This window comes from Priestia sp. 10L35 (genome assembly GCF_056395685.1).
The window spans coordinates 68,482-92,793 of sequence record NZ_JBFTKA010000001.1 but is presented as its reverse complement, the minus strand read 5'-3'; the positions used below and the strand labels follow the sequence as shown (position 1 = coordinate 92,793).

At 39.0% G+C, this 24,312-nt stretch carries 22 protein-coding genes and 1 other annotated feature; of the genes, 5 read left to right on the top strand and 17 right to left on the bottom strand.

Features of this window, described 5'->3' with window-relative positions; genetic code table 11:
- Positions 1–337: 337 nt before the first annotated feature.
- The gene (gene rpsD / locus AC1DEF_RS00470; RefSeq protein WP_013059485.1) at positions 338–940 is read left to right on the top strand and encodes a 30S ribosomal protein S4; all 603 of its coding nucleotides are present in this window, start codon (positions 338–340) and stop codon (positions 938–940) included.
- Between the two features lie 72 nt (positions 941–1,012).
- Here rpsD and tyrS read toward each other — a convergent pair whose 3' ends face one another.
- Entirely contained in the window at positions 1,013–2,272 is a 1,260-nt protein-coding gene (gene tyrS / locus AC1DEF_RS00465) for a tyrosine--tRNA ligase (RefSeq protein WP_097824684.1), read from the bottom strand.
- A 75-nt stretch (positions 2,273–2,347) separates the two neighbouring features.
- Positions 2,348–2,558: a binding site (T-box leader), on the bottom strand.
- Positions 2,559–2,697: 139 nt separating this feature from the next.
- Complete coding sequence (acsA, locus tag AC1DEF_RS00460) at positions 2,698–4,413, bottom strand: acetate--CoA ligase (RefSeq protein ID WP_097824685.1); 1,716 nt, start codon at positions 4,411–4,413, stop codon at positions 2,698–2,700.
- Positions 4,414–4,697: 284 nt separating this feature from the next.
- On the opposite strand from acsA, the gene AC1DEF_RS00455 reads away from it, so the two are divergent.
- The 3 genes from AC1DEF_RS00455 to AC1DEF_RS00445 are packed head-to-tail and all read left to right on the top strand — an operon-like array spanning position 4,698 to position 7,165.
- Positions 4,698–5,330: a hypothetical protein gene (locus AC1DEF_RS00455; RefSeq protein ID WP_028411810.1), complete on the top strand. Its 633-nt coding sequence runs from the start codon at positions 4,698–4,700 to the stop codon at positions 5,328–5,330.
- 30 nt (positions 5,331–5,360) lie between these two features.
- A complete protein-coding gene (locus tag AC1DEF_RS00450) occupies positions 5,361–6,002 on the top strand; it encodes an acetoin utilization AcuB family protein (protein ID WP_043975958.1) in 642 nt (213 codons plus the stop codon).
- A complete protein-coding gene (locus AC1DEF_RS00445; protein WP_097824686.1) occupies positions 6,002–7,165 on the top strand; it encodes an acetoin utilization protein AcuC in 1,164 nt (387 codons plus the stop codon). Before AC1DEF_RS00450 ends, AC1DEF_RS00445 begins: the two co-directional genes overlap by 1 nt.
- Before the next feature lie 29 nt (positions 7,166–7,194).
- On the opposite strand, the gene motS is transcribed toward AC1DEF_RS00445, so the two are convergent.
- From motS to AC1DEF_RS00410, 7 genes are all read right to left on the bottom strand, one after another.
- Positions 7,195–7,851 carry a flagellar motor protein MotS gene (motS, locus tag AC1DEF_RS00440; protein ID WP_080781548.1) on the bottom strand — a complete coding sequence of 219 codons (657 nt, stop codon included), beginning with the start codon at positions 7,849–7,851 and terminating at the stop codon, positions 7,195–7,197.
- The gene (motP, locus tag AC1DEF_RS00435) at positions 7,841–8,644 is read right to left on the bottom strand and encodes a flagellar motor protein MotP (protein ID WP_014458004.1); all 804 of its coding nucleotides are present in this window, start codon (positions 8,642–8,644) and stop codon (positions 7,841–7,843) included. Before motP ends, motS begins: the two co-directional genes overlap by 11 nt.
- A gap of 53 nt (positions 8,645–8,697) precedes the next feature.
- The gene (gene ccpA / locus AC1DEF_RS00430; RefSeq protein ID WP_025750682.1) at positions 8,698–9,696 is read right to left on the bottom strand and encodes a catabolite control protein A; all 999 of its coding nucleotides are present in this window, start codon (positions 9,694–9,696) and stop codon (positions 8,698–8,700) included.
- Between the two features lie 558 nt (positions 9,697–10,254).
- Entirely contained in the window at positions 10,255–11,331 is a 1,077-nt protein-coding gene (locus tag AC1DEF_RS00425) for a bifunctional 3-deoxy-7-phosphoheptulonate synthase/chorismate mutase (RefSeq protein WP_043975954.1), read from the bottom strand.
- A 328-nt stretch (positions 11,332–11,659) separates the two neighbouring features.
- Positions 11,660–11,983, bottom strand: a complete 324-nt coding sequence (ytxJ, locus tag AC1DEF_RS00420) for a bacillithiol system redox-active protein YtxJ (protein WP_013059495.1) — start codon at positions 11,981–11,983, stop codon at positions 11,660–11,662.
- Positions 11,984–12,196: 213 nt separating this feature from the next.
- Complete coding sequence (locus AC1DEF_RS00415; RefSeq protein ID WP_097824687.1) at positions 12,197–12,652, bottom strand: YtxH domain-containing protein; 456 nt, start codon at positions 12,650–12,652, stop codon at positions 12,197–12,199.
- Positions 12,653–12,679: 27 nt separating this feature from the next.
- Complete coding sequence (locus AC1DEF_RS00410; protein ID WP_013085231.1) at positions 12,680–13,165, bottom strand: DUF948 domain-containing protein; 486 nt, start codon at positions 13,163–13,165, stop codon at positions 12,680–12,682.
- Positions 13,166–13,446: 281 nt separating this feature from the next.
- Here AC1DEF_RS00410 and AC1DEF_RS00405 point away from each other — a divergent pair, with 281 nt between their 5' ends.
- Positions 13,447–14,562 carry an aminopeptidase gene (locus AC1DEF_RS00405; RefSeq protein WP_097824688.1) on the top strand — a complete coding sequence of 372 codons (1,116 nt, stop codon included), beginning with the start codon at positions 13,447–13,449 and terminating at the stop codon, positions 14,560–14,562.
- A gap of 40 nt (positions 14,563–14,602) precedes the next feature.
- Here the strand turns inward: AC1DEF_RS00405 and murC are convergent, their stop codons facing one another.
- The 8 genes from murC to AC1DEF_RS00365 all read right to left on the bottom strand — a co-directional run bounded on the left by murC (position 14,603) and on the right by AC1DEF_RS00365 (position 24,231).
- Positions 14,603–15,904, bottom strand: a complete 1,302-nt coding sequence (murC, locus tag AC1DEF_RS00400) for a UDP-N-acetylmuramate--L-alanine ligase (protein WP_013059499.1) — start codon at positions 15,902–15,904, stop codon at positions 14,603–14,605.
- Between the two features lie 185 nt (positions 15,905–16,089).
- On the bottom strand, positions 16,090–16,743 hold the full coding sequence (locus AC1DEF_RS00395) for a hypothetical protein (RefSeq protein ID WP_043975948.1): 654 nt from the start codon (positions 16,741–16,743) through the stop codon (positions 16,090–16,092).
- A gap of 339 nt (positions 16,744–17,082) precedes the next feature.
- Positions 17,083–20,181: a DNA translocase FtsK gene (locus AC1DEF_RS00390; RefSeq protein ID WP_097824689.1), complete on the bottom strand. Its 3,099-nt coding sequence runs from the start codon at positions 20,179–20,181 to the stop codon at positions 17,083–17,085.
- Positions 20,182–20,610: 429 nt separating this feature from the next.
- Positions 20,611–21,216 (bottom strand): YtpR family tRNA-binding protein, encoded by a 606-nt coding sequence (gene ytpR / locus AC1DEF_RS00385; protein WP_097824690.1) that lies wholly within the window; start codon positions 21,214–21,216, stop codon positions 20,611–20,613.
- 2 nt (positions 21,217–21,218) lie between these two features.
- A complete protein-coding gene (locus tag AC1DEF_RS00380) occupies positions 21,219–22,031 on the bottom strand; it encodes a DUF1444 domain-containing protein (RefSeq protein WP_097824691.1) in 813 nt (270 codons plus the stop codon).
- A 72-nt stretch (positions 22,032–22,103) separates the two neighbouring features.
- Positions 22,104–22,421, bottom strand: a complete 318-nt coding sequence (locus AC1DEF_RS00375) for a thioredoxin family protein (protein ID WP_013059504.1) — start codon at positions 22,419–22,421, stop codon at positions 22,104–22,106.
- A 153-nt stretch (positions 22,422–22,574) separates the two neighbouring features.
- Entirely contained in the window at positions 22,575–23,099 is a 525-nt protein-coding gene (locus tag AC1DEF_RS00370) for a DUF84 family protein (RefSeq protein WP_016765749.1), read from the bottom strand.
- Between the two features lie 58 nt (positions 23,100–23,157).
- Complete coding sequence (locus AC1DEF_RS00365; protein ID WP_097824692.1) at positions 23,158–24,231, bottom strand: M42 family metallopeptidase; 1,074 nt, start codon at positions 24,229–24,231, stop codon at positions 23,158–23,160.
- Positions 24,232–24,312: the final 81 nt, after the last annotated feature.

Sequence of the window (24,312 nt, the reverse complement as noted above, 5' to 3'; positions counted from 1 at the left end):
TTTTCTTACGTTCTTTCTTCTCCTTTCATACTTCAAATGAATATATCCTTTCTTTTACATTCTTTTAATCTTCAATCTTCCTTGACTTTATACGAGGAAACACCTATAATACTCGTTGTGTGAAATATTGCAGCTTATACAATCTTCTTTATGTTTTTTCATTTTGTTCCTCATTAAAAGATTGTTTTACAGAAGTAGCAATCCTTTTAACAAGATGGTGTATCGTGTAACTCTCTGCTGCTAGAGCGATGGTACATGAAAACAAAATGAGCATATCGCTAGAATGTGTCTGTTTTTGTTTTGCATAAAATAAAAACACAAACAAGGAGGAGTCATCATGGCTCGTTATACAGGTCCAAGTTGGAAAATCTCTCGTCGCTTAGGTCTTTCTCTAAGTGGTACAGGTAAAGAATTAGAAAAACGCCCTTACGCTCCAGGTCCACACGGCCCAGGTCAACGTAAGAAAATTTCTGAGTACGGTTTACAATTACAAGAAAAGCAAAAATTACGCCACATGTATGGTGTAACTGAGCGTCAATTCCGTAACTTATTCGTTGCTGCTGGTAAATTAACTGGTAAGCACGGTGAGAACTTCATGATTCTTTTAGAAGCTCGTCTTGATAACTTAGTATACCGTATGGGTCTTGCACGCACTCGTCGTCAAGCTCGTCAATTAGTTAACCACGGTCACGTTTTAGTTGACGGTAAACGCGTTGACATCCCATCTTACCGTGTACAACCTGGTCAAGTGATCGGTGTTCGCGAAAAATCTCGCAACCTTTCAATCGTGAAAGAAGCGCTTGAAGTTAACAACTTCGTACCAGACTACTTAACAGTAGACGCTGAGAAATTAGAAGGTACATTCACTCGCTTACCAGAGCGTTCTGAATTATCTGCTGAAATCAACGAAGCACTAATCGTAGAGTTCTACTCTCGTTAATAGTAAAAAGCCGTTCCTTATGGAGCGGCTTTTTTACTGTCTATATATAAAAAAAGGCCTTTCGGCCTTTTTTTATGCGTATTGAATAAGCGTATATTTTTTCTTGCCTCGACGAATCACTGTGAATTGACCTTCAATACGGTCTTCTGCACCTACTGTTTTTTGTAAATCTTGTTCACGCTCACCGTTTAAGTAAATCGCACCGTTTGAAATATCTTCACGTGCTTGACGTTTAGAAGGAGAAATTTTACTTTCTACAAGTAAATCAATTAAACCAATATCTTGACCTGTATGCGTGTAAGAAGGAACATCCTTGAATCCCTGCTTAATTTCTTCTGCTGTTAACTCTGAAATACTTCCGCTAAATAAAGCTTGCGAAATACGAATTGCTTGCTCAAGAGCTTCTTCACCGTGTACAAGCGTAGTCATCGCTGCCGCTAGTGCTTTTTGTGCTTCGCGTTTTTCAGGAGCTTCTTTTGCAGAAGCTGCTAATTCATTAATTTCCTCGTGTGATAAGAATGTAAAGTATTTTAAATATTTTATAACATCACGATCATCTGTATTAATCCAGAATTGGTAGAATTCATACGGACTTGTTTTTTCAGGGTCTAACCAAATTGCTCCGCCTTCTGTTTTACCGAACTTCGTCCCGTCCGCTTTTGTTACAAGCGGAACTGTTAATCCAAATGCTTTTGCATCTTCTTCTGATTTACGAATTAATTCTAAGCCAGCTGTAATATTTCCCCATTGGTCGCTGCCGCCAATTTGAAGCTTACAGTTATATGTTTGGTATAAATTCAAGAAATCGTATGATTGTAAAATCATGTAGCTAAATTCCGTAAATGAAATGCCTGATTCGATACGAGATTGAACAGAATCCTTTGCCATCATATAGTTAATACCAAAGTTTTTACCGATATCTCGTAGGAATGTAATAACATCTAATGAGCCAATCCAGTCATAGTTATTTGCAATAACTGCTGCATTTTCACCTTCTTCGAAATCTAAGAAGCGTGAAAGCTGACCTTTAATACGCTCACTAAACATGGCAACCGTTTCTTTTTCATTTAATGTACGCTCTGCTTTTTTACCGCTTGGATCTCCAATAAGACCCGTACCTCCACCAACTAATGCAATTGGTTGGTGTCCAGCTTGTTGAAAGCGACGTAAAATTAAAACAGGAAGCATGTGGCCGATGTGAAGGCTGTCGGCTGTCGGATCGAATCCACAGTACAAACGAACAGACTCTTTACTCAAAAGTTCACTTAAACCTTTTTCATCCGTTTGTTGGTTAATGAGCCCTCGAAACTCAAGATCTTGTAAAATATCCATGTTATATATTCTCTCCTTTATCTAATTGCTCGTTACAAGTTGTTGAACAACATAAAAAACGCCCCTTCTTAAAAAAGAAGGGACGAAAATATCGCGGTACCACCCTATTTGGAAATAAATTATTTCCCACTTAAATGATGTAACGGTCTACCCGTCTTTTGCTACTGTAAGTTCACAAAAGATGCTCAAGGACGTATTTCATATTTGTCTATGTACTGATTTTCAGCAACCATCAGCTCTCTTAAACAGGGAGACAAGTATTACTTCTTCCTATCACTGCAGTTTATTTTATTTAAAAGTTTACACCCCACAATTATGAATGATTTCATTTTAAAATTCAAGTCCAAAAAAAAGTTCAAACAGCTGGCTGTTTGAACTTTATAAAAATCACTTATTTTCCCTACAAAGATTGAAACATTTACTCCTTAGTCTTCCATCGTTGACAAATCGCCCGTTGGCAAATCTAATTCCCACGCTTTTAAAACGCGACGCATAATTTTACCACTTCGTGTTTTAGGTAGCTTATCTTTAAACTCGATTTCACGCGGGGCTGCATGAGCAGCTAACCCTTTTTTCACAAATTGACGAATATCTTCAATCAGTTCATCTGAAGATTCATACCCATCTCTAAGTGCGATAAATGCTTTAATAATTTCCCCGCGCACAGGGTCAGGCTTACCAATAACACCCGCTTCTGCTACAGCAGGGTGTTCAACAAGCTTACTTTCTACTTCAAATGGACCCACGCGTTCTCCTGCCGTCATAATAACATCATCGATTCGGCCTTGGAACCAAAAATAACCGTCTTCATCCATATACGCCGAATCACCTGATACGTACCAATCACCTGGAATAAAATATGACTCATACTTTTCTTTGTTGTTCCAAATCGTATGCATCATAGATGGCCAGCCTTTTTTAATTGCTAAGTTACCCATTCGATAAGGTGGAAGCTCTTGTCCTTGATCGTCAACGATTGCTGCTTGTACACCTGGAATTGGTTTCCCCATAGATCCTGGCTTAATTTTCATAGACGGATAATTACAAATCGTCTGACCGCCAGTTTCAGTCATCCACCACGTATCATGAATACGTTTTTGGAACACCTTCATTCCCCAGCGTACCACTTCAGGATTTAACGGTTCTCCCACACTTAATACATGTCTGAGATTGCTTAAATCATAACGTTTAACTAAGTCATCACCAGCACCCATTAGCATACGAAAAGCTGTAGGTGCACTGTACCAAACCGTTACGCCAAAATCTTCAAGTGCTTGATACCATGCATCTGGACTAAATCGTCCTCCTACAATCACATTGGTTGCTCCAGCAAGCCAAGGACCAAAAATCCCATAGGAAGTCCCCGTTACCCAACCGGGATCTGCTGTACACCAATACACATCGTCATCTTTTAAGTCGAGTACCCACTTTGCAGTTTGATAGTGCTGAAGCATTGCGTTGTGAACATGAAGCACCCCTTTTGGTTTGCCAGTTGAACCTGATGTATAATGAAGCAGCATACCATCTGTTCTATCTACCCACTCAATTTCCACCTCTTTATTCGCCGCTTCTAATCGCTTCAGAAAATCTAGTTGAATGCCTTCTTCTTCTACATTTTCCCCTACCAGGAGAATGTGTTTTAAAGCTGGCAAATCTTTCACCGGAACGCGGCTCAGCAGTTCAGGCGTCGTAATTAACACTTTTGCATCACTGTCTTGCAAACGATCTTTTACTGCACCTTCCATGAACGCTTCAAATAAAGGCCCAACAATAGCACCAAGCTTCACCGCTCCTAACAATGCAAAATAAAGTTCCGGAGAGCGAGGCATAAAGATAAACACGCGATCTCCTTTTTCTACGTCTGCTTGTTTTAGCACGTTTGCGGCTTTGTTTGACCATTCTTTCATTTCTTTGAATGTGTATTTTTCATTGCGCTGCGCGTCTCGATAATAAAGCGCAACTTTATTTTTACGCGTAGAGTTTGCGTGCTTATCAATTGCTTCATAAGCTGCATTTAGTTTACCTGTTTCATGCCATGAAAATTCCTTCTCCACTTGTGACCAGTCAAAGGTTTGATACGTTTTATCATAGTCCTGTAAGTTGTATACCCCTTCAATTACAGGAAGCGCTTCCACCTTCATCACAAACTCCCCCTTATGTATAAAATTTACAAACCTATTATATAACAAAAATAGACTTTTCACAATTTTATAAAAATTATTTGTCGGAATTGGGATAATAGTCTCCCTTGTTATATGACAACCTCTGTTATAGAAGTGTCGAATGAACAAGAATCTCTTTTAATTTTTTATTCTATGTATTCTAAAAAACTCCTTTTCTTTTATTTAATTTTTTGAAAACGCTTTAATATAAAGTTTTTTTTGTATTATAATACAGATAAGACTGCTTGAAGGTGGTGATTCATGTGAAACATTCCCAAACATACAATATGAAAGAACTAAAAACCGCTGTTGGAGCAATTGTTATTGAAGGACCTGTTTCCTCCCAGACCTTGCAACAACTTGATTTTCATGAGCAACTAACAGCCTTTCGTCCACCTGAACAGCAAAAAGAAGCATTGATCGAGATTGCCAACTTGCCTGAAGGTAGAATCATTATTGCTCGCCATCATCATACAATCATTGGTTATGTAACCTTTTTATATCCGGATCCTCTAGAACGATGGTCGGAAGGAAATATGGAGAATTTAATCGAATTAGGAGCTATAGAGGTAGCCGCTCCATTTCGCAGCTACGCTGTTGGTAAAAACTTGCTTATCGTATCTATGATGGATGATGCAATGGAAGATTATATTGTCATTACGACAGAATACTACTGGCATTGGGATTTAAAAGGAACAGGGCTAAATGTGTGGGATTACCGCAAAATTATGGAGAAAATGATGAATAAAGGCGGACTGACGTGGTTTGCCACAGATGATCCGGAGATTAGCTCCCACCCTGCTAATTGTTTGATGGTAAGAATCGGGAGCAGAGTACCTCAAGAAAGCATACAAGAATTTGATAGCCTGCGCTTTCGAAATCGCTTTATGTATTAAGCTGACCTTTAAGAAAAGGAGCTGTGTCTGATGATTGTTGAAGAGATGATGAAAACTGATCTCGTTACCTTAACCCCCGACCATACGATTGCTGAAGCTATGAAACTTTTAGATACACATAAGATTAGACATATTCCTATCATTAATGACCTTCATCACGTAGTTGGCATCATTTCTGATCGTGACGTAAGAGATGCAAGTCCATCTATTTTAGATAATACTTATACATCTGCTCTTCTATCCGAACCCGTGCGGATGATTATGCAAACAGAAGTCATTACAGCTCACCCTCTTGATTTTGTTGAAGAAATTGCAAGTATTTTTTATGAACATCAAATCGGTTGTATTCCCGTCACAAAAAACAAGCGGTTAGTAGGCGTTGTTACCGAAAGAGATCTATTACATACGTTTATTCAGCTTACCGGCACCAATAAGCCAGGTTCACAAATTGAAATAAAAGTAGAAAATAAGGCTGGCGTGCTCGCTGAAGTTACATCCCTCTTTGGTTCAACGAGAACAAACATCTTAAGCGTACTTGTCTACCCTGACGTAGATGAACGATATAAAATACTTGTGCTTCGCATTCAAGCTATTAATCCATTGATTAGTATAAATACATTAAAAGAAAACGGCTATGAGGTGTTGTGGCCTAAATTACCGGAGATGACGTAATGACTAGTAACGCTGTATTTATTTATTCAGATGATATTCTTTCGTACAAATTCAGCAATAATCATCCGTTTAACCAGCTTCGTGTTCAACTAACATATGAACTGTTACGGGAATTTGGCGCTTTAGGCAATCAAGATATTGTATTACCGCGGATGGCATCTGATGAAGAACTTCAGCTTGTCCATGATACTAGCTATATTCAAGCGGTAAAATTAGCAGGAAGCGGCGAGCTTTCTGTTGAAAAAGCAGCAGATTTTGGTCTTGGAACAGAAGATACACCTATGTTTCCCAACATGCATGAAGCCAGTGCATTTTTAGTTGGTGGTACACTTACTGCTGTAGATTATGTGATGACTGGAAAAGCTCAGCATGCTCTAAATTTAGGAGGAGGATTGCACCACGGCTTTCGAGGAAAAGCTTCCGGCTTCTGTATTTATAACGATAGCGCGGTAGCCATCAAATATATGCAGCAAAAGTACAACGCGCGTGTTCTCTATGTCGATACAGATGCTCACCACGGTGACGGCGTGCAATGGACATTTTATGACGACCCTTCCGTTTGTACTCTTTCCATTCATGAAACGGGACGCTACTTGTTTCCAGGCACGGGAAACGTTAACGAACGCGGGCACAGTGAAGGCTATGGTTATTCATTTAATGTGCCTGTTGATGCTTATACGGAAGATGAGTCTTGGCTCGACGTTTATAAGACCTCTTTAAAAGAAGTAGCTGCTTTTTTTAAACCAGATGTTATCTTGACACAAAATGGAGCCGATTCTCATTATTACGATCCGCTCACTCATTTATGCGGCACCACGAAAATATACCGTGAGATTCCTAAAATTGCTCATGAAATTGCTCATGAATACTGTCAGGGAAGATGGATTGCGGTTGGCGGAGGAGGTTATGATATTTGGCGGGTTGTTCCTCGGGCTTGGTCATTCATTTGGCTTGAAATGATTGAACGAAAGGCAGAAGGCATGCTTCCTCTGTCATGGCTTGAAAAATGGACAAAAGTATCGCCTAACCCCGTTTGCACGCAGTGGGATGATGAACCTAATATCTATCAGCCAATTCCAAGAAAACCAGAAATAACAGAAAAAAACGCTCAAACTCTTAAGCGCGCTCTTTATCCTATTCGTTCTCATACATCTCATTCTTAAAAAAAGGCTATACAAGCGTATGGCCTTTTTCACTGTGCTTCGGGATCTGAAATAATAATTTCGACGCGTCTATTTTTTTGTAGATTGTCATTAGACGTGTTCGGAACAAGCGGCTTTGTATCTCCGTATCCAAGTGCTTCAAAGCGGTTAGCAGAAAGAGAAAAATGGTTCGTTAAATAACGTATGACGCCGCTAGCACGCGCTGCCGATAGTTCCCAATTAGATGGATAACGATAGGTGTGAATGGGTCGATTGTCGGTATGACCTTCTACTTTAATATCATTTGGAATAGTACTGAATAACCTTCCTAATTCATCCAGAAAAGGGGTGCCTTTTTTCAAAATGTCCGCTTGTCCTGTTTCAAACAACACCTGTTCTTGTAAAATAAGCACAACTCCGCGTTCATCTCGCTTAGCAGTAATGACATTCTGAAGCTTATTTCCCTTCAGGTAATCCTGCACTTTCGCTAAAATGTTATCCAGCTTTTGAGACTGCTGGCTCTTTTCTACAGAAGCTAATGAGCCACCGCTTGTAAGCGAATTGACAACGGTCTGAAACTTTTGATTATCCACGCTAGACATTGAAAATAGTAAAATAAAAAAAACTAATATTAACGTCACCAAATCAGCAAATGTTACCATCCATTTTGGCGACTGTGCCGAATACCTTTTTCTTCTACGCTTCACGAACGTGTTCTCTCTTTTCTTCCAGCTTTCGTTTTTCAACAGGGGCAAATACTTTTAGCTTTGCTTGCACAAAGCGAGAATTTTGACCCGCCTGCAAGCCGATGACACCTTCAATAATCACTTCTTTAACAAAAAGCTCATGCTCCGTTTTACCAGCTAATTTAGCTGCGATTGGCTGAAAAAACAAGTTTGAAAGCAGCGCCCCGTAGAAAGTCGTTAAAAGAGCAATTGCCATGTTAGGCCCAAGCGATGAAGGGGTATTAAGGCTTTTAAGCATTAGCACTAGCCCAACGAGCGTCCCAATCATTCCCCAAGCGGGGGCATAATCGCCTGCTTTTTCAAACATACTTCGACCTCTCGCATGTCTTTCTTCCACTGCAGCTATTTCAGCTTCAAGCAACTCTCGAATCATTTCCGGTTCTACTCCATCAATGGCTAGCAAAATACCTTTTTTCACAAATGAATCATCGATTTGTTCAAGCTCTGCTTCTAACGATAGAAGTCCTTCTCGACGCGCTTTCTCCGATAAATGTACAAATGTTCCTACAATTTCTTCTACGTTTATTTCTTTAGATTGAAACGCTTGTTTCCCTACTCTTCCCATATTTTTTAATTGTTTTAAAGGAAAGCTCACGCACAGCGTACCAAAAACGCCTCCCAGTACAATTAAAATCGATGGTACATCAATAAAAGCTAAAAAACCGCTCATTCCCCCACTTGAAATAACCCCAAACACAACCATAGAGATACCAATTAGTATCCCTATAGGTGTGAGCATATCAATTTTTTTCATATTCTATCTCCCCGTGTCTGAACTTTGGATTCGTTCTTATTCATTCACAGGTATTATTTTGTTGACTGTCTGAACTCGATGCGGTGAGGAAGCTGTACAATGCTGCTGTCTACCGTTTCTTTGTTCATGTATTTTGTTAAGAGACGCATCGCTACTGCACCAATATCATACATTGGCTGTACAACAGATGTTAACTGAGGACGAACCATTGTTGAAAGTCTTGTGTTATCAAAACCGATAACTTCTAGATCGTTTGGTACATTCAACCCGCGATCTTGTGCCCCGTGAATAACGCCTAATGCCATTTCATCCGTTCCAACGAAAATAGCAGTTGGCTTTTCAGCTTCTTCTAATAGTTTTTCAACCGCTTCAATACCTGAATCGTACGTGTAGTCTCCTTCTACAATATAAGAATCACGTACAGGCAATCCGCTTTCAGTAAGAGCACGCTTGTACCCTTTTACTTTTTTCGCATGATTGATTGGTTCTTCTAACGTACCTGAAACGAATGCAATATTTTTATGACCGCTGTCAATTAGTGATTGCACTGCATCAAAAGCTGCTTGTTCATAATCAATAGTTACAGATGGGATTTGGTTAGTTGATTCGATTGATGCTGCAAGTACAACTGGAACCGGTGATTTTTTTAGCTCTTCTACGTGTTCTTCCGTTACATTCCCACTCATGAAGATGATTCCGTCTACTTGTTTACCAAGCATGTTATTTAAAAGGTGAAGTTCTTTATCTTGATTTTGATCGGAGTTACTTAAGATGATATTATATTTGTACATTGTTGCAATATCTTCGATTCCACGCGCTAATTCTGCATAGAAAATATTTGAAATATCAGGAATGATAACTCCTACTGTCGTTGTTTTTTTACTTGCTAATCCACGCGCTACTGCGTTCGGACGATAGCCTAGTCTTTCAATTGTTTCTAATACTTTTTTTCTAGTTGATGGTTTTACATTTGGATTTCCGTTTACCACACGAGAAACCGTTGCCATCGACACGCTTGCTTCCCTTGCTACATCATAAATTGTTACGTTCACAACAAACACTCCTTATCGAAAAACATTTCGTTTATTTTATCCTTATTTCATTTCTTGTATTTACGTATATAAATCCATCTTCCTTTATAGAATGGCTATTTCTAGCTCCTTCACTCTTACATACAGCTTAGATACCCTGTATGCATCTAAATCATTCCTGTTATGCCCTTATTATTACGTGGCAAAGACAATTTTACCAGTTTATATGTAACAATGTAAAAGACGGTGTATATTAAGTAAATAAAAAAAGTGAATCGCGAATTTATATCATATGCAATCACAGAATGATAGCGAATATCTGTAACTACTATACGATACTATGTGCTTCATCGCAACGTATTTACCGCCTTTTTCCGACAAGTTTCACGAGAATTTCATAAATTCTTGTTTTTTGGATTTGCACTTATTCTTTCCTATTTTGACAAAAGTTATCGACTGTTTTCAAAATACGTGACAATTTCGCTTATCTTTATTATAACGAAAGGCAAACAAGCTTGAAACCATTAAGTGCCTCAAACTTGTCATAAAAGTATACGAATTTTTCATTTTTATGTTTTTTTATAAATTTAAGTTACATATAGGTTTTAGCTGCTTCATAAATTCTGTAAATTGCGGGATATCCATTTGCTGAGCTGAATCAGAAAGTGCTACCGCAGGATCTGGATGAACTTCTGCCATAATTCCATCTGCACCGATGGCAAGAGCTGCTTTAGCCGTTGGAACAAGTAAATCTCGTCTTCCCGTTGAATGGGTGACGTCGACTAAAACAGGTAAATGAGTTTCTTGTTTTAAAATGGGAACAGCTGAAATATCCAGCGTATTTCGCGTTGCTCGCTCATACGTACGAATTCCTCGTTCACACAAAATCAGCTGATCATTTCCTTTTGAAACAATGTATTCAGCAGCATTAATAAACTCATCAATCGTAGCGGCTAAGCCTCGCTTTAATAAGACAGGCTTCTTCACCGCACCCGCTTCTTTTAACAGCTCAAAATTTTGCATATTACGAGCGCCAATTTGAATCACATCTACGTATTCTACAGCTGTTTCAATATCAGCGGGATCGACAATTTCACTAATAACGGCTAAATCGTATTCGTCAGCTACTCTTTTTAAAATTTGCAATCCTTCTAAGCCAAGGCCTTGAAAATCATAAGGAGATGTTCTTGGCTTGTAGGCTCCGCCTCTAAGCATCCGCACGCCCTGCTGCTTCACGGCTTTTGCTACGGCTGCTACTTGCTCATAGCTTTCAACGGAACAAGGTCCTGCTACAAAACGCTGAAGTCCGTCACCAATTGTTTCTCCTTTTACCGTAACAATTGTATTTTCCGGCTTCTTTTTACGGGATACAAGAAGTGCTTTACGATGATCGTCTTCTTGAAGCTCTAAATGAGCTTTGAAAATCTCTTTGAAAATATGTTGAAGCGTAGAAGTTTGAAACGGTCCTTCATTCTTGCTTAAAATCGCATCAAGCATTGCTCGTTCACGAACGGGATCAAACCGTTTGGTTGACTGCATGCCTTTTAACTTTCCTATTTCTTGAACGAGCTCGCCTCGCTCATTAATAAGCTTTAACAGTTTCATATTTACTTCGTCAATTTGAGATCGCAAATGCTGAAGATTTGAATTCGTCATGTACGTCCACCCTTTCACTGATTTTAAAAAATCCGTTTAGCAGGGTTACTACATAAGATGATAGATGATGGAGGATATATGTAAGGGGCTTCTCTGCTTTTATGTGCTAAACTACATCTATTGTACGAAAAAGCGGATGAAACCGCAATCAGCTTATAAAAAAAAGAGGTTGAGGCATAGCTAAATCGCTCCAACCTAAAGGCGAAAAAATGGGATAAACACTCTATTATGGATTGCTTATCATACAGTAAACCTACGTTCACCCTTCCAATGAAAAAATCCGAACGATTAATGTTCGGATTTTTCTTTTACTAAAATACTTTTTCGATTAGTGAGCTACGTTTTTCGCTAATTCGTCTTCGTTAATGTTCCAGTGAGAAGCATGCCACTTCACTTTTCCATCTTCAAACAGAAGCGCTTGAGGTGATTCATGCTTCACTTCATACGTCTCAGCGATATAGTTAGATACATCACGTGAATCTTGAACATGAAGATAATAAGAAGGAATGTCTTCATGACTAGAAGCAAATGCTGAAAATGCCTCATGACCAGCTGCACTAATTGGACACGTTGTACTGTGTTTTAAAAATAAAAAGCGATTGTTTTCCTTTACAACTTGTTCGAACTCTTCAACTGTTGAAATTTTTTTCATTTTTTTCACCCTTTCTGTACTTACTCTTAAGTTTACATGGTTTGAGCGTTTCCATACAAAAAGAGTGCTCAGCTTTATGTATGATGCTCATAAATTCATTTATAAGGTGGAGTTTTTTTCTGCAATGAAACGATTATTTACTTGTTGTTATCCAACCTAAATTACATACAAAAAAAGCGTTCACCCTATAGGGTAAACGCTTTTGATTCTTTATTATGGTCGTGGCACTGTGCTTTCCACTTCATCTAGTGCTTTTTGAGCTTCTGTTAGCTTTTGCTGAACGTCTTCGTTGCTTTGAGACTCAACTTCATCAGCAAGCACTTCTAAGCTTGTTGGCGGTAATGCTTCGTGTTCAGGATCTACTTTACGGAAGTTTTTCACCTTGTCCACTACTTGTGAAGATTGCTCAGACAGTGTTTGTGATAAACCAGCCGATTTTTCTTTAGCCGTTTGAGCAAACCCTTGTCCTTTTTCAACAGCGCTGTTTTTCGCTTGCTCTGTTTTTAAACGAACGTAAGCTGCCTGCTCATTTAAATCAGAACGGAACTCTTTACCTGATTTTGGAGCAAGTAGTAATGCCGTTGCAGCTCCTACAACTCCTCCAATCACTGTTCCTACTAAAAAGCCTTTATTTGAAGTGTTGTTTGGTTTATTTGGTTTGTTTGACATATGCGTCTCCTCCTTTAAAGTTCATCCTTATGAAAATGAGCGTGAGCGTTGAACCGCTTTTTCTTTTACTTCAACAGGTACAGGCTCTGCTTCAACTTTTTTCTGTTTTCTTAATTTTATACGTTCCCATACGTCTAATGCAACATTGCTCCATTGAACAACTTGAGCAACAGTTTCTTTATTTTCTTCTACTTTCTCTGAAACGCTTGATGATACGCTTTTAATAGACTTATTTAGGTCTTGGATTGAGTCACCTACGCCTTTAACAGAATCCACCACTGTGTTCAGCGCTTCGGATTTACGCTGAATATCTTCAGCTAACAGATTAGTCTTATGTAAAAGTGCAGTTGTTTCAGCTGTGATTCCTGTCATTTGCTTTTCTACACCGTCTAAAGTACCTGCCACTGAATTTAATGTGTGCTGAACGGATTTCAATGTTTTGGACACGGAAACCACCAGGTAAAAAATCGCAATGGCAACAATAGCAGCGCTTAAATAAAGAATAATAACCATCTGTGCAAGGCACCTCCTATTTTCTTCTCTCTTGTTATAACTACTTTCCCAATTTTATAAACAATTAAACCTTCTATTCCCTACAGACTCTTTAACTTTACCATATTCTCTCTGCTTTTATTCAGAAAAAGGGAAGATTGTACATTATTTCGCGATATATGAGTTATTTCCCTTCCTAAAGAAAAAAAGGATTTTAAAGCATAAAAACAAACAAAATAAGCTCAGTGGGGTACAATAGAAAGTGAATCACCAATCATTGCTATTTTAAGGAGGCACTATTTATGAAAGACCCTAGAATTGCGACATTAGCTAAAAATTTAATTAATTATTCTGTTCGCCTTCAAAAAGGAGAAAAAGTATTAATCGAAAACTTTGGACTTCAGCGTGAACTTGTGACAGCACTTGTAGATGAAGCGTACAAGGCGGGTGGTTATCCATTTGTACTGCTAAAAGATCATTCGGTAGACCGCGCTCTTTTAAACGGTGCACGAGAAGAGCAGTTCAATATGATGGCAGACTTCGAAGCAAATGTGATGAAGGAAATGAATGCTTATATTGGCTTGCGTTCTGGCTCAAACATTTTTGAACAATCAGATGTTCCGGCAGATAAAATGAAAATCCAAGGGAATACGATCGGTAAAAAAGTACATAGAGAAATTCGCGTTCCAAAAACAAAATGGGTTGTTCTTCGCTATCCAAACGATTCAATGGCGCAGCTTGCTAAAATGAGTACAGAAGCATTTGAAGATTTTTATTTTGATGTATGTAACTTAGACTATGGCAAAATGAGCAAATCGATGGATGCTTTGGTTGAGCTTATGAACCGTACGGACAAAGTGCGTTTAACAGGTGAGAATACAGACTTAACGTTCTCTATTAAAGATATTCCTGCAGTGAAGTGTGCCGGGGAAATGAATATTCCGGACGGTGAAGTATACACGGCTCCTGTACGTGATTCTGTAAACGGAACAATTTCTTACAACACTCCTTCTAACTATCAAGGCTTTACGTTTGAGAATGTATCCTTAACATTTAAAAACGGTAAGATTGTTGAAGCAACCGCTAATGATACAGAACGCATCAACGGCATTTTTGATACGGATGAAGGCGCACGTTTTGTTGGCGAATTTGCGATTGGCGTAAATCCATATATTCAACATCCAATGCAAGACATCTTATTTGATGAAAAAATTGACGGAAGTTTCCACTTCACTCCTGGCGAGTGCTACGAAGATGCGTATAATGGAAACAAGTCAAATATTCACTGGGATATGGTGATGATTCAGCGCCCAGAATACGGCGGCGGTGAGATTTATTTCGATGACGTGTTAATTCGTAAAGACGGGTTATTTGTCATTGAGGAATTAAAAGCGTTAAATCCTGAAAATTTAAAATGAGTTTTGAAAGAAAAAAGGCACTCTCCTGAGTGCCTTTTTTTTATGATACGGTTTGCTGATATAGTTTTTCAAACTTTTGAATGTCTCCAGCACCCATAAATACTAATACAGCTTCATTATGGTCTTTTAACGATTCAATTGTTTCTTCATTAATTAATTCAGCTCCGCTGATTTTGCTTCGTAAATCTTCAATTGATAATTTACCTTGATGCTCACGAGCTGATCCAAAAATATCACATAGATATACTTTATCAGCGTGCTGTAAGCTTGCTGCAAAGTCCTCTAAGAACGTTTGTGTACGCGTAAAAGTATGCGGTTGGAAAACAGCCACAACTTCACGGTTTGGATACTTTTGACGAGCAGCTGAAATCGTTGCATTAATTTCCGTTGGATGGTGTGCATAATCATCGATTAGCACTTGTTTGCCAACGTTCTTTTCACTGAAACGACGTTTTACACCTTGATATGTTTTAAAACGCTCTTGCAGCACAGCAACGTCAATTTCTTCATAATGACAAAGTGCAATAACAGAAAGTGCATTTAAGATGTTATGGTCGCCATACCCTGGAATTTCAAATGATGCGTGGAATGTATTACGAACGAACACATCAAATGTTGTGCCTGTTGTGCTTTTTACGATATTACGTGCTTGGAAATCATTTTCTTCGCCTAAGCCGTAATAAAGAACAGGTACCTTCGCTTGAATTTGCTGCAGATGTTCATCGTCACCACAGGCAATAATTCCTTTTTTGACTTGAAGTGCCATCTCTTGGAACGCGCTGAATACATCGTCGATATTGGCAAAATAATCAGGGTGATCAAAATCAATATTCGTCATAATTGCATAGTCTGGCGTATAAGATAAGAAGTGGCGGCGATACTCACATGCCTCAAACGCAAAATACTTGCTGTCTTTTACACCTTTACCCGTACCGTCTCCAATTAAATATGAAGTAGGTTCAGCTCCTTGAATCACATGCGCTAACATACCCGTTGTGGATGTTTTTCCGTGTGCTCCTGTTACGGCTACACTCGTATACTGTTTCATAAAGTCACCTAAGAAACGGTGATAGCGTACAAGCTTGACTCCTTCTTTTGAAGCTGCTTCTGCAATTTCTTCATGCGTATCAGGAAAAGCATTTCCTGCGATTACAGTCATGCCGTCTTTAATATTATTTTTATCAAATGGTAAAACAGGAATTCCCTGCTGTTCTAGTGCTTTTTGCGTAAAAATTTCTTTTTCAATATCCGATCCTTGAACTTGAAAGCCCATATCGTTTAGGATTTGCGCAAGCGCACTCATTCCTGTTCCTTTAATACCTACAAAATGGTAAACTGTCATATAAAGAACCTCCAACATTCGTCTATCTGTAAGACAGTATATGACGGTTATCTAGAATTGCTCTTACAAACGTATATAAATGTCGTTTGATTGCTGATTTCACGATAACATCCGTACATTATATCACTTCTTATAACATAACTCCATGACTCCATTTCTACTCTCTTCCCTTGCGAAACGGCCTTTTATTTTGGCTTCATCACATAGTATATAGCCTGCTGTTTTAAAAACGAGCGCCATGTCATTGCATTTTTTTTGTCATTATATTGCGTTACTAACTGTTCAATGCGTTGTTTATGTCCTAAAAAGAAAGAGTCAATTAACACGTCATATCCGATTGATTTTATTTTTCGAATCCAAATTACTTGTTGTTCCTCTAAATTTGCAAATCTTCCTCTTACATCTTTGATGATAACCTGCTCATTTGTCAATGGGGTATATCCTTTTAAGAAAAACGAATTAGGTACTTTAGACACAATAATTGGCTCTAGTACACTCGTCAAAAAAAAGGCTCCTTGAATCAAAAACGACTCTGTTTTCTGCTTTGCCTGATCAGCTAAAAAAAGCTGCAGCAGGGTTTTCCCCTGAATGGTTACATATTCAAATGCAAACCACTGAAAAAATAATTGTTCATGGGAATCAGACAGAGGCGCCTCATGAGGCAAGTTTACTAACTCTTTAAATAAATGTGAAGCCCGCACTTTTTCTCGTATATTCGTATAGCGGTTCACAAAAAAGAAATATTGATTGTAAAAGTCGCAAATAGCATTATCAGACTGAAGCTGCTTTTGTTCACGAATTTCATTAAAGTTAATCAGTTCATGATTTTCTTCTCTCATTACTCTTCACTCGTACTCTAATTATTTTAGTTTGTCCTCTTTATACGCCTTCAGCTCATATGTTTCTGCTGGTGAGAAATGATAGCAAACTACCACATGCTAAAAAAGCAACACACACATTATCCTTACATATAGTAAATCATTTTACTAGTTCTGACAAACCTTTTCCTTTTTTTCTTCATGGATTTCTTCCAAAATCTCTACTCAAATTCTGTATAAACGAACTTAAAGCAGGAAAAAAAGAGGCGACGGATACAGAGACAGAGCGTTAGCTCACACAATGCTGTATCCTGCTGATCTTGCATAGCCTCTTTTTTAACCTACATGTAGAAAAACAGCTTAAAATGTAGAAGTGGCTGTTTGACTTTCCATTTCCTGAAGCTCGTTTTCGGTAATGAGCACATCTCTCGGCTTGCTTCCTCTTGCTTCTGAAATAATGCCTTGCTGTTCCATCATATCAATGAGGCGCGCAGCGCGATTGTACCCCATTCTGAAGCGTCTTTGCAGACTGGAAGTAGATGCACCGCCTTGGTCTAGCACAAACTCGCATGCTTCATAGAAAAGCTCATCTTCTTCATTTGAAGCAAAGCTTTGCTGCTTTTTCAACAAATCTTCTTGATCAAATAGGTATGTTGGCTTCATTTGCTTTTTGACATGATCTACAACGCGGTCAATTTCTTCATCTGAAACAAAGTTCCCTTGAATTCGAACGCTTTTAGAAGAGCCGTTTTCAAGAAGCAGCATATCACCTTTACCTAGTAGCTTCTCTGCTCCCCCTGTGTCGATAATTGTACGTGAATCAACTTGCGAAGAAACAGAAAATGCAATACGCGTTGGCACATTCGCTTTAATTAAGCCTGTAATCACATCTACGGAAGGACGCTGAGTTGCAAGCAATAAGTGAATGCCACATGCTCTTGCCTTTTGTGCAATACGGCAAATAGCTTCCTCTACTTCCCCAGGAGATACCATCATTAAGTCGGCAAGTTCATCAATAATAATAACTAGATATGGGAGCTCCCCGCTTTTTTCATTATGTTCTTTTACACGTTCGTTGTATTTTGTAATATCACGTACGCCCGCATGTGCAAACAATTCATAACGGCGCTCCATTTCCTCTACTGCCCATTTTAAAGCTGTAGTAGCTGCTTTAGCATCCGTGATAACCGGGCTGACTAAATGCGGAATACCGTTGTAAGGAGCTAGCTCAACCATTTTAGGGTCAATTAACATAAGCTTGACTTCGTGCGGCGCAGCTTTATAAAGCAAGCTGACGATAATAGTATTAATACACACGCTTTTACCAGACCCTGTCGCTCCGGCAATCAAACCATGAGGCATTTTATTCAAGTCAGTCACAACCGGCGTTCCTGAAATATCTAACCCTAAAGCCACCGTTAAAGGAGAGTTATCTTTTCTAAAAGAAGGATGCCTCAAAATTTCACGAATTAACACCGGCTTACTTTGACGATTTGGCACTTCAATTCCAATCGTATTTTTCCCTGGAATTGGCGCTTCAATTCGGATATCACGCGCGGCTAGGCTCAGTTTAATATCATCTGTTAAATTCGTAATTTTGTTCACTTTCACACCGGGTTCAGGATGTACTTCAAATCTGGTCACGGTAGGACCTTGTGTGACGTTTACGACCTTAGCTCGAACGTTAAAGTTTTTTAATGTCATATCCAAAAGCTCACGCTGCTCATCCGCCCATTGATTATCTTCTTCAATAGCAGCTGGAGGAATGTTAAGCAAGTTCATTCCAGGAAATGCATAAGGAGAAGAAGCCTTTACATTTACAGGTTCTTCAGCTTTTAACGAAGCCTGCGGAATTGCTTCTTTGGTTTTTTCACCGTGAACTTCTTCTTGCCTACTTACTTCCGTTTTTTTTTGCAGAGCTTCTGTCTCCTGCCTTTGGTATGAACCTTGAGACGGCTGACTTTTTTCTCGATCGCTGTTATTCATCTTTGTGCGGTCTTTTTTCAGCATCATCACGTTAAAAGGTACTAATCGCTTACCGCGACCTCGTTCAGCATTTCCTGGCTGTTCTGCAGGTACAAGAGGTTCTACAGCTGACTCTTGCTGTACTTGTTCTTGTAACTCTTGACTTTCCTGCATACTGCTTTCTTCCTCTTTTATCACCGAATTTTCAAGCTCTTGGTGAACAACAGCCGATGCCGCTTCTGGTTGCCATTCATCAGCTGCGGGTTGCGATGAATTTAAACTTTCAGAATTCAGCTCATGTTCTGCTTCCATATGAACACTGTTTGCAGGCTCTTCTAGAATGACGTCACTTTCTTTCTCAGCAGCTGGAGCTTCTTCTTTCTTTCTAGGCTTTAGTGCTTCTACTTCTTCTGCTGCTTGTAAAAACACTTCGCTTCCGTCCATCAACGTTTCTACTTCTTCAGTCTCATTTCCTATCTCTTGTTGGAGAGAAACTGATGGTTCAGACGGGCTCCTTTCCTCTGAAGTTGGAACTTCTTCGGGCGCTGTCATACCTTTCGCTAAATCCCAGTCAAGAGTGCTCTCTTGTCCCACTAACGGTTCGACCGCGTGTGATTCTTCAAAAGTTGGCACCTCTTCCTGTTCTTTTACGGCTACTGAAGAACTTGGCTTTTCTTCAGGAAATGATAGCTTCTCTTTTTGATTTCCCTCATATTGCTTCCACTGAGCAAAACGCTGAGAAGACAGTTGCATCATTTCTTCTGTTTCTTGAATCGGTGCTTCTTCGGCTATAGGCTTAGAAACTGGTTTTCTTAACGGCTCTACAACAGCTGTATTCATCGCTCGTCGGTAAATTTCATCTTCAAACGCCGCTTTTGATAACTGTGTACTCGGAAGCTCATATTCTACTACTTCCTCATTTCCGTTTTGTACAACATTAGAAGGCCGCTTATTAAACCCATAGACAGGTGAAGGAATTTCAGTCGGACGAAACGGACGTTTTCTTACTTGCGGAACCGCTTCTTTCTTTTCAGATACCGTTTTTAACGGCTGAGATACTGACTTAGGCTGCGTTAGCGCCGACTTGCGAACAGGCTCTTGATAAAACGGAGCCGGTGCCTTTTTTGTTACAGGCCTTGGTTCATTTTTAGGCGCTGCTGCCTTTTTTGCTTCTCCCGTATCATCAATTAAAGGAAAACGAAACGTTCCTTTTGGATATTGATAAGCTACTTTTGTATGAACATCTTGCTGTTCTTCAGTGTAACTCCGCTTTTGCGTTCTGGCCGAGTGTGGAACAGAAGGTTTTGGCGCTGCTTTCATCACTGGCTTTTGATGAACTGACTGCATTTGTTTAGGGTTAGGAGCCTTCTTTTTAGGAATTGTTTTTTCTCTATTTAAAGGGTATTCTTCCGTTGTATTTCCATGTTCGTCTACAACAATTTCTTTCACTTCGTATCCTAGTAAATAATCCATTACTTTTCGTACAAAACCCATTTTTATCACTCTTTCTATCAGACTATCTTACTTCGTTTAGCCTCTTATACCGCAGTGCTGCGATATCTACAAAAAGCTATCCATGCATCCTTTATTTACCTTTGGCCTCAAAGTATTCTCTGAGATGGATATATATACTATCTTTTCATTTATCATTCTATCACGTATGCTTGAACTCTTACTATAAAATCTACTATTTTGCTTCCCTTATTTATACAGTAAAATTCCTCTTTGCAAAAATATTTTTTTGCGTCTAGTTAGCACTCATAATTAAACGCGAAAAAAGCCACTAGTATATACTAGTGGCTTTTAATTTTATCAAACCTTTTTAAGAATTGACAATTGCTTTTCAGCAACTGTAACGCTTTGAAATATACGTGTAAAAAAACATCATGCTTTTGCCCTATAAATCAGTATCGCACTCTGCTTTTATGCTTGAAAAGGTTGACCTACTTCATATTTGTCTTCAAGTACTAGAATTCCTTTTTCTTGAGGAGCGTCCGGAAGCGCCAGCTCTTTAGCAGAGCAAATCATACCTGAAGAAGGCACACCGCGCAGCTCTGCATCTTTAATGATCATGCCACTTGGCATAACCGCTCCTACTTTTGCTACCACGACTTTTTGACCTGCGTCTACATTTGGTGCTCCACACACAATTTGAAGTGTTTCTGTGCCAACATCTACTTTACAGATGTTCAGCTTATCTGCATTTGGATGCTTTTCTTTTTCTTGAACGTATCCCACTACAAATTTAGGAGATAAATCCACTTCAAGTTTACCTTCAAAACCGCTTTCGCTAAGTACACGATTTACTTCTTCGACCATTTCTTCTGTTAATTCAAGAGAACCATTTCCCTCTACTTTTAACTTAGAAGAAGCATGAAAGATGTTATAGCCAGCTGTTGTATTTGATTTTTGATCAAAGATACGCACAACGTCGCCTTTTGTTTCAAACGTGCGATTTTCAATTGCGATATCTTCTAGCTTGACGATTAATGTATCGCCGATACCTTCTTTATTATAAAAAAGATTCATAATTAGTCCCGTCCTTTACTGCGATTTTTTCCTAGAATAAAAATAGGTTCTAGCTCACCGTTTTCGTATAAAAATGAAAGAGCTGTGATGGGTACACGTCCACTTGCAAAAAAGCTCATGGTCATTTGCGCAAGAATATCATAACCCGTTTCGTTTTGAATATCAGCTAGAATCAGCACATCTTGATGAGGTACTGCTACAGCCATTGTGCCCGAAACACTAGAAGCAAAATCTTGCAAAAATACCTCGTTAAGAATTCGACTTGCATCGTATCCATCGTTCTGATTTACAAAATAAAAGTCATTGCCTGCTACCGTATCTTTTTTATGTGAAATGGGCAAAGAGCGAAGATTAAATTTAGCCATTTCCCGCACTGCGGATAGATCTAAATTTTCCTTACGAATTAGTTTCTCATCTAATAGACGATATGTATTGCCTAAATCAAGCGCATAATAAATGCGTGTTTCAGCTGTATGTTCATCATAAATCAACGGCACGTCTTCATTCGATTTATCTGGAAAAGACGTTGAGCGAATAACTGGATAAATGCGCTTTTCTTTTCCCGTTACCTGCTGTTCATCGTTCATAACACGAAGAGCTTCTTTTATATAATATACCATTTCATCTAGAGCCGCTTCCTTTTTTTCTTCCCATTTTGCAATTAGCCCAGGTAAAGAAATGGTTACACCTTTTTTCGTTTCCTGATGTTCAACGCGCAGCGTATCTTTTTCACGATCAAATAAAAATGACCAATCTGCACCCGTTAATCGCTCTTCTAGTAGTTTTCTCATCTTTTGACTATTCATTTTCGCCATATTTACGCCTCCTTTTCTCATTTTTATGTATGAAGACTGATAGCTGTAAATCGCTATCAGTCTTCACTTGATTTATGCATTTAAGCCGTTAATAAACTCTTCAATTTCTTCTTTTGTTTTACGGTCTTTGCTGACAAAACGCCCTGTTTCTTCTCCGTTGCTGTAACCAACAAAGCTTGGAATTCCAAAGATGCTTAATTCTGCACAAAGATCGATAAAGTCATCGCGGTCGACATAGTGAAATGTATACTCACTATGATTCGCCTCAATTTCTGGAAGCACAGGCTCGATTACTCGGCAATCTGGGCACCAGTCTGCTGAAAACATCATGATATGCTTTCCTTCTTTAATGATTTCTTTGTATTGTTCAATTGTTTGCATTTTTTCCATTTTTCTTTCCTCCACTTTTTCTTTTACTTTCGTATTTAAACGGCTAAAGCCCTATACATTATTTAATCCTTCTACATCAAAACATAGTATATGAGTTGTTGCAACTATCATACACTGATGCTTTTCTATTATAAAGGGTTACAAAGAAATTTCCTATTGAACAGCTTGATTTGTCCTAAAATCAAGCTGTCCTTTTAGCATTAAAACAACCTGATAAAACATAGCGGTCCGATCTAAATTTCCATTGGTGAAAATACCGATTGCTCCTTCTTTTTTTCGGATATTCTTTTGGTTTGTATACACTTCCATAGCTTCGGCTAATTCTTTTTTATCATGACGAAGCATACCGGCTACCGCTTCAGGAAGCCGAATACGAGCCCCTCCACCTAAAATCGGTTCAAGGTCCTTAGAGGTAACAAGGCTTCCCCAATTGCAAAGGAATAAGCCATGAGGCGTTTCCTGCACCCCTCCTTCAAGCCCAATACCAATATCAGCACCTGTCTCTTTCACAGCAGCACGCGCGCGATTAACCGCTCCTTGGATGGTTTCTTCGTCAGAAAAAGGCTGTGGCGACACCCCGGACTGCACGGCTACCTCTACATATGTAAAAGTATCTCCAAATACTTTTTTTACTGCATTTACTTTTGTTGGATTTTTCGTTCCGATTGCAATTTTCATTTTTTTCTCCTGTCATTATGAAACAAAGCAACCGCAAAAGCAGCTGCTTTGTTCTTTTTTATCCGTTTTGCTTAATCGTATCGAGCGTGGTTTGGTCTGTAGAACGTACAAGTTTGACTAGTAATTCTTTTGCAGCTGCATAGTCATCTACATGAATCATAGAAGCATGAGTATGAATATAACGTGAACATACGCCGATGACCGCAGAAGGAACTCCATTATTAGAAGTATGAACGCGCCCTGCATCCGTACCTCCTGGAGAAACAAAGTATTGATAAGGGATGCTGTTTGTCTCAGCTGTATCTAAAATAAATTCTCTCATTCCTCTATGTGTGACCATCGTACGGTCAAAGATACGAAGTAATACGCCTTTTCCTAATTGTCCAAATGCATTTTTATCGCCTGATGTATCGTTAGCTGGACTAGCATCTAGTGCATAAAACAAATCCGGTTTAATCATATTCGCAGCTGATTGAGCACCGCGAAGTCCTACTTCTTCTTGCACAGTAGCTCCAGAATATAAGATATTTGGCAATTTTTCATTTTTTACTTCTTTTAATAATTCAATCGCAAGTCCGCACCCATAGCGGTTATCCCATGCTTTCGCCAGTATTTTCTTTTCATTTGCCATTGGCGTAAACGGACAAATCGGTACAATTTGGTCGCCAGGACGAATGCCCATTTCTGCTACTTCCTGCTTACTATCTGCGCCCACATCAATCATCATATTTTTAATGGCCATTGGCTTGTTGCGCTGTGATTCGTCTAATAAATGAGGAGGGATAGAAGCAATTACGCCGGTGATAGGACCTTTTTGTGTAACAACATGGACGCGTTGAGCTAGCAGTACTTGACTCCACCATCCTCCTAGAGTTTGAAAACGAAGCATTCCTTTATCTGTTACAGACGTAACCATAAATCCTACTTCGTCCATATGTCCCGCTACCATTACTTTAGGACCTTTTTCTTCATTATAGCGAACGCCGAATAAACTTCCTAACCCATCTTGAATGACTTCATCTACAAGGGGTTCAATTTGCGAGCGCATAAATGAACGTACTTGATGTTCGTTTCCAGCGGCACCTGGTAACTCCGTTAATGTTTTAAATAGAGATAGCGTTTCATTGTTCATATATACTCTCCTTTATGTATCATTTTCTTTATTGTATCGAAAACCGGAAATAGTTGCTAGTTCCGTCCTTCTCTTCTATAA

Excerpts from the sequence above, each read along its gene's own strand:
- rpsD (WP_013059485.1), top strand. The coding sequence starts at position 338 with ATGGCTCGTTATACAGGTCCAAGTTGGAAAATCTCTCGTCGCTTAGGT.
- tyrS (WP_097824684.1), bottom strand. The coding sequence starts at position 2,272 with ATGGATATTTTACAAGATCTTGAGTTTCGAGGGCTCATTAACCAACAA.
- acsA (WP_097824685.1), bottom strand. The coding sequence starts at position 4,413 with ATGAAGGTGGAAGCGCTTCCTGTAATTGAAGGGGTATACAACTTACAG.
- AC1DEF_RS00450 (WP_043975958.1), top strand. The coding sequence starts at position 5,361 with ATGATTGTTGAAGAGATGATGAAAACTGATCTCGTTACCTTAACCCCC.
- AC1DEF_RS00445 (WP_097824686.1), top strand. The coding sequence starts at position 6,002 with ATGACTAGTAACGCTGTATTTATTTATTCAGATGATATTCTTTCGTAC.
- motP (WP_014458004.1), bottom strand. The coding sequence starts at position 8,644 with ATGAAAAAAATTGATATGCTCACACCTATAGGGATACTAATTGGTATC.
- AC1DEF_RS00425 (WP_043975954.1), bottom strand. The coding sequence starts at position 11,331 with ATGACGAATTCAAATCTTCAGCATTTGCGATCTCAAATTGACGAAGTA.
- ytxJ (WP_013059495.1), bottom strand. The coding sequence starts at position 11,983 with ATGAAAAAAATTTCAACAGTTGAAGAGTTCGAACAAGTTGTAAAGGAA.
- AC1DEF_RS00415 (WP_097824687.1), bottom strand. The coding sequence starts at position 12,652 with ATGTCAAACAAACCAAATAAACCAAACAACACTTCAAATAAAGGCTTT.
- AC1DEF_RS00410 (WP_013085231.1), bottom strand. The coding sequence starts at position 13,165 with ATGGTTATTATTCTTTATTTAAGCGCTGCTATTGTTGCCATTGCGATT.
- AC1DEF_RS00405 (WP_097824688.1), top strand. The coding sequence starts at position 13,447 with ATGAAAGACCCTAGAATTGCGACATTAGCTAAAAATTTAATTAATTAT.
- murC (WP_013059499.1), bottom strand. The coding sequence starts at position 15,904 with ATGACAGTTTACCATTTTGTAGGTATTAAAGGAACAGGAATGAGTGCG.
- AC1DEF_RS00395 (WP_043975948.1), bottom strand. The coding sequence starts at position 16,743 with ATGAGAGAAGAAAATCATGAACTGATTAACTTTAATGAAATTCGTGAA.
- AC1DEF_RS00390 (WP_097824689.1), bottom strand. The coding sequence starts at position 20,181 with ATGGGTTTTGTACGAAAAGTAATGGATTATTTACTAGGATACGAAGTG.
- ytpR (WP_097824690.1), bottom strand. The coding sequence starts at position 21,216 with ATGAATCTTTTTTATAATAAAGAAGGTATCGGCGATACATTAATCGTC.
- AC1DEF_RS00380 (WP_097824691.1), bottom strand. The coding sequence starts at position 22,031 with ATGGCGAAAATGAATAGTCAAAAGATGAGAAAACTACTAGAAGAGCGA.
- AC1DEF_RS00375 (WP_013059504.1), bottom strand. The coding sequence starts at position 22,421 with ATGGAAAAAATGCAAACAATTGAACAATACAAAGAAATCATTAAAGAA.
- AC1DEF_RS00370 (WP_016765749.1), bottom strand. The coding sequence starts at position 23,099 with ATGAAAATTGCAATCGGAACGAAAAATCCAACAAAAGTAAATGCAGTA.
- AC1DEF_RS00365 (WP_097824692.1), bottom strand. The coding sequence starts at position 24,231 with ATGAACAATGAAACGCTATCTCTATTTAAAACATTAACGGAGTTACCA.